Source organism: Pectobacterium jejuense (assembly GCF_026800125.1).
Lineage (GTDB): Bacteria > Pseudomonadota > Gammaproteobacteria > Enterobacterales > Enterobacteriaceae > Pectobacterium > Pectobacterium jejuense.
Window position 1 is genome coordinate 94,524 of the sequence record NZ_JAPQKX010000012.1, and the last position, 8,119, is coordinate 102,642.

The 8,119-nt window shown below is 50.9% G+C and carries 7 protein-coding genes and 1 riboswitch; of the genes, 5 read left to right on the forward strand and 2 right to left on the reverse strand.

The window, feature by feature from the left end; genetic code table 11:
• The first annotated feature begins 164 nt into the window (after positions 1 to 164).
• Positions 165 to 1,073 carry a DNA-binding transcriptional regulator OxyR gene (oxyR, locus tag NXT09_RS19635; RefSeq protein WP_010281486.1) on the forward strand — a complete coding sequence of 303 codons (909 nt, stop codon included), beginning with the start codon at positions 165 to 167 and terminating at the stop codon, positions 1,071 to 1,073.
• Here oxyR and sthA read toward each other — a convergent pair.
• Positions 1,065 to 2,471 carry a Si-specific NAD(P)(+) transhydrogenase gene (gene sthA / locus NXT09_RS19640; RefSeq protein WP_014916982.1) on the reverse strand — a complete coding sequence of 469 codons (1,407 nt, stop codon included), beginning with the start codon at positions 2,469 to 2,471 and terminating at the stop codon, positions 1,065 to 1,067. The two genes, oxyR and sthA, sit on opposite strands and share 9 nt — an antisense overlap.
• 210 nt (positions 2,472 to 2,681) lie before the next feature.
• On the opposite strand from sthA, the gene fabR reads away from it, so the two are divergent.
• Both fabR and NXT09_RS19650 read left to right on the forward strand, forming a co-directional pair.
• Positions 2,682 to 3,311, forward strand: a complete 630-nt coding sequence (gene fabR, locus NXT09_RS19645) for an HTH-type transcriptional repressor FabR (RefSeq protein ID WP_039486831.1) — start codon at positions 2,682 to 2,684, stop codon at positions 3,309 to 3,311.
• Between the two features lie 32 nt (positions 3,312 to 3,343).
• On the forward strand, positions 3,344 to 3,730 hold the full coding sequence (locus NXT09_RS19650; RefSeq protein WP_205549711.1) for a YijD family membrane protein: 387 nt from the start codon (positions 3,344 to 3,346) through the stop codon (positions 3,728 to 3,730).
• A 39-nt stretch (positions 3,731 to 3,769) separates the two neighbouring features.
• Here the strand turns inward: NXT09_RS19650 and trmA are convergent, their stop codons facing one another.
• Positions 3,770 to 4,873 carry a tRNA (uridine(54)-C5)-methyltransferase TrmA gene (gene trmA / locus NXT09_RS19655; protein ID WP_268580936.1) on the reverse strand — a complete coding sequence of 368 codons (1,104 nt, stop codon included), beginning with the start codon at positions 4,871 to 4,873 and terminating at the stop codon, positions 3,770 to 3,772.
• 133 nt (positions 4,874 to 5,006) lie between these two features.
• A riboswitch (cobalamin riboswitch) is annotated at positions 5,007 to 5,230 on the forward strand.
• A 66-nt stretch (positions 5,231 to 5,296) separates the two neighbouring features.
• Here trmA and btuB point away from each other — a divergent pair.
• Positions 5,297 to 7,174 carry a TonB-dependent vitamin B12 receptor BtuB gene (gene btuB / locus NXT09_RS19660; RefSeq protein WP_268580937.1) on the forward strand — a complete coding sequence of 626 codons (1,878 nt, stop codon included), beginning with the start codon at positions 5,297 to 5,299 and terminating at the stop codon, positions 7,172 to 7,174.
• Positions 7,119 to 7,976, forward strand: a complete 858-nt coding sequence (gene murI / locus NXT09_RS19665; RefSeq protein ID WP_080162931.1) for a glutamate racemase — start codon at positions 7,119 to 7,121, stop codon at positions 7,974 to 7,976. The genes btuB and murI overlap by 56 nt, the downstream gene beginning before the upstream one ends.
• Positions 7,977 to 8,119 lie beyond the last annotated feature (143 nt).

Sequence of the window (8,119 nt, forward strand, 5' to 3'; positions counted from 1 at the left end):
AGATACCCAAGTAGTACCGAAATCGTAAAAATATTGTTTTATTCCTGTAGAAATAAATAGATACGCTTCGGTGGGATATATTATTCATTTTGGATGTTGATAGGGATTGTCGTTCATTGATATCCTATCTATCGCTGTTAGCTATCATGATAAGGAGAATAATAATGAATATTCGGGACTTAGAGTATCTTGTCGCGCTGGCAGAACATCGTCACTTTCGGCGTGCGGCAGATTCCTGCCATGTGAGTCAGCCAACACTCAGTGGACAGATTCGTAAACTGGAAGATGAACTCGGCGTGATGCTGCTGGAGCGAACCAGTCGCAAAGTCTTGTTTACGCAAGCGGGGCTGTTGCTGGTCGAGCAGGCACGAACGGTATTACGCGAGGTTAAAGTATTAAAAGAGATGGCGAGCCAGCAGGGCGAAACCATGTCCGGGCCGCTGCATATCGGCCTGATTCCCACGGTGGGACCTTATCTGCTGCCGCAAATTATTCCAATGCTGCATCGCACGTTCCCCAAACTCGAAATGTATCTGCACGAAGCGCAAACCCATCAGTTACTGGCCCAGTTGGACAGCGGCAAACTGGACTGCGCCATTCTCGCGATGGTGAAAGAGTCCGAAGCCTTTATCGAAGTTCCCCTCTTCGATGAGCCGATGAAGCTGGCCATTTATCAGGATCACCCTTGGGCGAACCGCGAACGCGTGGCAATGTCCGATCTGGCGGGTGAGAAACTGCTGATGCTGGAAGACGGCCACTGCCTGCGCGATCAGGCCATGGGCTTCTGTTTTCAGGCGGGAGCGGATGAAGATACGCATTTCCGGGCGACCAGCCTGGAGACACTGCGCAACATGGTCGCAGCCGGAAGCGGTATTACGCTTCTGCCGTCGTTGTCTGTTCCGCGTGAGCGCGAACGCGACGGCGTCTGCTATTTGCCGTGCTATAAGCCGGAGCCCAAGCGCACTATCGCGCTGGTGTATCGCCCCGGTTCACCGCTGCGCGGACGTTATGAGCAACTTGCTGATACCATCCGCGAGCATATGCAGGGCTATATGGAAAACCTGTCAAAATAAGCGGTTAAGCCCGTTCAGCGCGGCTACACGGTACGCTTCTGCCATGGTTGGATAGTTGAAGGTGGTATTAACGAAATATTCGATAGTATTGCCTTCACCTTTCTGTTCCATGATGGCTTGCCCGATGTGGATAATCTCCGCGGCGCGCTCACCAAAGCAGTGAATACCCAGAATCTGTTTCGTTTCACGGTGAAACAGAATCTTCAAGCTCCCCACATTCATCCCAACAATCTGCGCCCGTGCTAGATGTTTGAACTGCGCCCGCCCGACTTCATAAGGCACTTTCATCGCGGTGAGCTCTTGCTCGGTTTTCCCCACGGAGCTGATTTCCGGGATGGTATAAATGCCGGTTGGGATATCTTCGATCAGATGCGCGCTGGCATCGCCTTTGATGATCGCCTGTGCAGCGAGTCGCCCCTGATCGTATGCGGCTGATGCCAGGCTAGGATAGCCAATTACATCGCCGATGGCATAAATATGCGCCAGCGCCGTCTGGTACATGCTGTTGACCTTGAGCTGCCCGCGGCTGTCGGTGCTCAGGCCGATATTCTCTAGCCCCAACGTTTCCGTATTCCCCGTGCGCCCGTTGGCATAGAGCAGGCAGTCTGCCTTCATCTTTTTGCCTGACTTCAGATTAACGATAACGCCATCAGACAGCCCTTCAATACTCTCGAACTCTTCGTTGTGGCGAATCACCACGCCGTTGTTCCAGAAATGGTAGGAAAGGGCATCCGACATTTCCTGATCGAGAAAGGCCAGCAGCCTATCGCGGGTATTGATTAAATCGACCTTCACGCTCAGGCCGCGAAAGATAGAGGCATATTCACAGCCAATAACGCCCGCACCGTAAATAATGACGTGCTGAGGCTCGTGGTCGAGTTGCAGAATCGAGTCGCTGTCGTAAATACGCGGGTGATTAAAGTCGACTTCTGCCGGATGATATGGACGTGAACCGGTCGCGATAATGATATTCGCGGCGGTCAGCGTTTCATGGGTATTGTCTGGGTAGTGAACGGCAATCGTGTGTGCATCGATGAAGCTGGCTTCGCCAGAAAACAACTCGCACTGGTTACGCTCATAAAATCCTTGTCGCATACGGGTTTGCTGACCAATGACGCTGTCGGCGTGGCGCAGGATGTCGGAAAATGAGGAGCGGATAATGCGGGAGTTGTCACTGTAGAGGGGGTTTTGATTGAACTCGATAATGCGGCTGACGGCGTGGCGGAGGGCTTTAGAAGGAATCGTACCCCAGTGGGTACAGCCGCCGCCGACATTGTAGTGGCGTTCAATCACCGCAATTTTGGCACCGTGCTTAGCCAATCCCATTGCTGCGCCTTCACCGCCGGGACCGGAACCAATAACGATGGCATCGTAATCGAATTGATGTTGTAGAGTCATGGTAGGTTAAACCTGTTTTTATACAAATTAATAACGCGACTGTAACATTGTGCATTGTAACATTGACTGCGGCAGAACCCAATCATCCCTGCCTTTACTATGGAAACAGATTCTCACATCTTAATATGGCAAACTTTGTCTCATTCTGCGGACAATAAAGTTTGCTATAGTGCCCCTCTGGAAAGGGGAGTAGATCATTTGGGCAGCATAATGGGTGTCAGAGCACAACAAAAAGAACGGACTCGTCGTTCCCTTATTGAAGCTGCATTTAGCCAGTTAAGCGCTGAGCGCAGCTTTGCCAGCCTGAGCCTGCGTGAAGTCGCTCGCGAAGCGGGTATCGCACCGACGTCTTTCTATCGTCATTTTCGTGACGTGGATGAGCTGGGGCTGACAATGGTTGACGAAAGCGGGCTGATGCTGCGCCAGTTAATGCGACAGGCTCGGCAGCGTATCGCCAAAACCGGTAGCATAATCAGGACGTCGGTTTCCACCTTCATGGAATTTATCGGCAATAATCCTAATGCGTTCCGGCTCTTGCTGCGTGAGCGCTCAGGGACGTCGGCGGCATTCCGTGCGGCGGTCGCACGGGAGATTCAGCATTTTATCGCTGAACTGGCGGATTATCTTGAGGTGGAAAATCATATTCCCCGCAGTTTCGCGGAAGCGCAGTCGGAAGCGATGGTGACCATTGTTTTCAGCGCGGGGGCGGAAGCCCTGGATGTTTCTCTGGAACAGCGTAAACAGCTGGAAGAGCGGTTAGTACTGCAACTGCGGATGATCGCCAAAGGTGCTTATTACTGGTACAGAAAAGAACACGATAGTAGCTTTACCGTGCCATAAATCCTCTATACCAACATGAGAAGGGAGAAACCATGACAGACAAACCTCATCAAGAAAAAGGTACGCTGGTGCTGGCGTTGATTGCGGGCTTATCCGTAAACGGCGCATTCGCCGCCCTGTTCAGCAGCATCGTACCGTTCTCGATTTTTCCCCTGATTGCGCTGGTATTGTCCATTTATTGCCTGCATCAACGTTATTTGCACCACAGTATGCCGGAAGGCATTCCGATGCTGGCGGCAGCCAGTTTTCTGCTGGGGTTATTAATTTACAGCGCCATCGTGCGCGTTGAATACCCCGCCATTGGATCGAACTTTATTCCTTCAATCCTGTGCGTGGTGTTGGTTTTCTGGATTGGCCTGAAGCTGCGCCGCAGAAAAGAGACGGATTCCGTATCCGCAGAAGAGAGCGAGACGTTATAGCAGGTGATGCTGGCGGGGTAACCCGCCAGATTGTATGCGTTACTGACGTTTTTCCAACAACACGCCACACTCCATGTGATGGGTGTAAGGGAATTGATCGAACAGCGCCAGACGGCGAATGTCGTGGGTTTCCGATAGCGTTTTCAGGTTGTTGCTCAGCGTTTCCGGGTTGCAGGAAATATAAAGAATGCGCGGATACGCCTGCACCAGTTTCACCGTTTCGTCATCCAACCCGCTGCGTGGCGGGTCAACAAAAATGGTCTCGCACTGGTAGCTCGTCAGATCGATCCCCTGCAAGCGGTTAAACTGACGCACGCCCTGCATGGCCTGCGTAAATTCTTCTGCCGCCATGCGGATAATCTGCACGTTCTCTATCTGATTCGCCGCGATATTATATTGTGCCGCCGCGACGGATGGTTTGGCGATTTCAGTCGCCAGTACGCGTTCGAAATTTCTTGCCAGTGCGAGTGAGAAATTCCCGTTGCCGCAATACAGTTCTAACAAATCTCCTGTCGATCCCGCCGTCGCATCCAGCGCCCACTCCAGCATTTGAATATTGATTGCGGCATTCGGCTGCGTGAAGCTGTTTTCTACCTGTCGGTAAATCATATCTCGACCTGCAACCGGCAGGCATTCATCGACATAATCGCGATCGAGGCAGATTTTAGTTTTCGTCGCGCGACCGATCAGCTGTAGACGGAACCCCTGCGCTGTCAGGCTATCGCGCAGCGCGCGGGCATGTTCCTGCCATTCCTCATCCAGTGCGCGGTGATACAGCAGAGAAACGATCATTTCGCCGCTCAGGGTGGACAGATAGTCTATCTGGAACAGTTTACGGCGCAGAACGGAATCGGGCTGGATTGCGGCAAGCAGCTCCGGCATCAGGCGGTTGATTAACTCGCTAGCTGCCGGAAAGCGATCGACCCGAATGCGCTGCTTGGTTTGCTGGTCAAACATGATGTGGTAAAGCTCGTCACCCTCATGCCAGATACGGAATTCGGCGCGCATCCGATAGTGGCTGACGGGAGAACGGAAGACGACAGGTTCTGGTGCATTGAACGGTGCCATCATCCCACGCAGACGCTCGGTTTTCTCTGCAAGCTGGTCGTCGTATTGTTCGATGGGCAGGATTTCTGGCGTCATGATTTTCTCGTCTGAACAGCGTCTAAAAGGGTGTTATTGGCCGGGAATTGTAGGGAATCCGGCCAGGAAGTCCAGTTTTGTTACGTTATTATCCTGTAGTGATATAGAAGTCTAGACTTCCACAATTCGCGATTGTAGGATGAGCGTCCGGCCTTGTATCACAAGTCAAAAGGGAATCCAGTGTAAATCTGGAGCTGACGCGCAGCGGTAAGGAAAGCCCCGGCGATAGCATTATTATGCAGACACTGTCTTTATAGATGGGAAGTCATCGCTTTCGTTGTATCCCTTACCGTCATTGACGGTTTGTGGTCACAACGGCATCCAAGCCCGAAGACCTGCCGGAATACGTCGCAATTGGTTCTGCATATCGCGTGCTATTAACAGAGCCTGCGGCATCCTTATTATTTCTCGGATGCTTTAACAATGATTAAAAAAATTTCGCTGCTGACGGCGCTTTCTGTCACGGCATTTTCTGGCTGGGCGCAGGAAAACAGTTCATCTCCAAATTCGTCATCGGAAAAAAATACCGACGATATGGTAGTTACAGCAAATCGTTTCGCACAGCCGGTTTCTTCGGTGCTGGCACCCACGACTGTAGTGACAAGAGAAGATATTGAGCGTTGGCAGGTGAAGAGCCTGACTGATGTTATGCGCCGCTTGCCGGGTGTAGATATTGGACAAAACGGCGGCTTAGGGCAAAAAAGTTCGTTGTTTATCCGTGGGACTAACTCTAGCCATGTGTTGGTGCTGATCGATGGTATTCGCCTGAATCAAGCGGGTCTAAGTGGCTCATCTGACCTCAGCCAAATCCCCCTCTCACTGGTGCAGAAAGTTGAATATATTCGTGGCGCACGTTCTGCGGTTTATGGTTCTGATGCGATTGGCGGCGTAGTAAACATCATCACTACCAGGGAGAAAAACGGTACGACGCTGTCCGCTGGTATCGGCTCTAATGGGTATCAATCTTATGATGCAGTAACGCAACAAGCACTTGGCGACAGCACAACAGCGACATTGGCTGGTAATTACGTCTATACCAAAGGATTTGACGTGGTGGCTTACGGTACTGCTTCGCCTGCGCAACCCGACCGTGACGGATTTATGAGTAAATCGCTGTATGGTACGGTTGAACATAAGTTTGGTGAGCAATTTAGCGGTTTTTTGCGGGGCTATGGTTATGACAACCGTACTGACTACGATAACTTTTCTGCAGTAGATACTCGCCAGCTTTATAGCCAAACATGGGATACCGGTCTGCGTTATCAGAGCGGTATTTACTCCACGCAGCTAATTGGAAGCTATAGCCATAGCAAGGATTATGACTACGATCCGCTCCGAGGCCTACATGGTATTGGTGCGACGTTAGTTGATTCTCAGCAATACAACGCACAGTGGGGCAATACACTGCAAGTGGGCTCGGGGACAGTGAGTGCTGGTGTTGATTGGCAGGATCAGACCATCAAGCCAGATTCAACTAATGTGAACCGAGAAGAAAGCCAGCACAATACGGGTATTTACCTGACTGGCCAGCAACGTTTTGCTTCCGTAGTGCTTGAAGGGTCTGTACGTGGCGACGATCAATCTGAATTCGGTTGGCATAATACTTGGCAAACTGGGGCGTCTTGGGAGTTTATTGAGGGCTATCGCCTGATTGCTTCTTATGGTACTGCATTTAAAACACCAAATATGGGACAGCTATATGGAAGGTTTGGCAGTAACCGTGACCTTCAGCCAGAAGAAAGTAAACAGTGGGAAAGCGGGGTTGAAGGCCTTACTGGGCCAGTTACATGGAGGGTTTCTGGGTACCGCAATGACATCGACAACCTGATTGATGCAACAGGCAGTACAGGTTACGTTTATGAAAATGTCGGTAAAGCCAAAATCAAAGGGATTGAAGCCACTGCCAGTTTTGATACTGGGCCTGTAGGTCATCGTATTAGCTATGACTATGTTGACTCACGTAATGGCATCACTGATGAACCACTGGCTCGCCGTGCAAAGCAGCAGGTGAAATATCAACTGGATTGGCAGGTGTACGACCTCGATTGGAGCGTAACGTACCAATATCTGGGAGGCCGTTATGACAAAGATTATGGCAATTATGTCCCTGCAATTGATGACTACCAGACTGTTAAGCTTGGCGGCGTAAGCCTCTGGGATCTTGCCGCTTCATATCCGATCACCTCTCATCTGACAGTTCGTGGTAGAATCGCCAACCTGTTTGATAAAGATTATGAGACGGCATATGGCTACCGCACGGCAGGGCGAGAATACTATCTCACAGGAAGCTATACCTTCTAACCTGCCATCCCGTCCTACGGTTCTGGTCTTCGATTCTGGCGTAGGTGGGCTGTCTGTTTATGATGAAATCCGGCAGCTCTTGCCGGATCTTCACTATATATACGCATTCGATAACGAAGCGTTTCCTTATGGTGAGAAATCACAGCAGTTTATTATCGAGCGCGTGGTTGAGATTGTTAACGCAGTTCAACTACGCCATCAGCTCGCATTGGTTGTGATCGCCTGCAATACGGCGAGTACGATTTCCCTTCCTGCCCTGCGTGAGCGCTTTACTTTCCCTGTCGTGGGCGTTGTTCCTGCGGTGAAACCTGCGGCTAAGCTGACGCGCAACGGTGTCGTTGGCCTACTGGCGACGCGCGCAACGGTTCAGCGTCCATACACGCACGAACTGATTGCCCGTTTTGCGACGGATTGCCAGATTTTGTCATTGGGATCGTCAGAACTGGTCGAGTTAGCAGAAGCGAAATTGCAGGGTGAGACGATCTCTATCTCCGAATTGCAAAAAATTCTGCGCCCTTGGCTGCGTTTACCGGAACCGCCAGATACGGTTGTGCTTGGGTGTACGCATTTTCCGTTATTAGCAGAAGAACTGAAAATGGCCTTGCCAGATGGTACGCGTCTTGTGGATTCTGGTGCTGCTATAGCGAAAAGAACAGCATGGCTGATTGCTAATCTGGATAATCCTCCACTTTCGACAGATAAGAATCTGGTTTACTGCCTGGCGATTACGCCTAAAGTCGCCACGCTGTGGCCAATATTGCAGCGTTATGGCTTCGATTCGCTGGAAAAACTGCCACTTTGACAGCCTTGTGGGCAAATAGTAGACAAACGATAATTTTTTTGCATTTAGCACTTGTCAGTGGCCGAGAAGTCCCTATAATGCGCCTCCACTGACACGGCAACAGCGACACGCGGTTGTGGTAACAGGAAAAAAGATTCAACGAA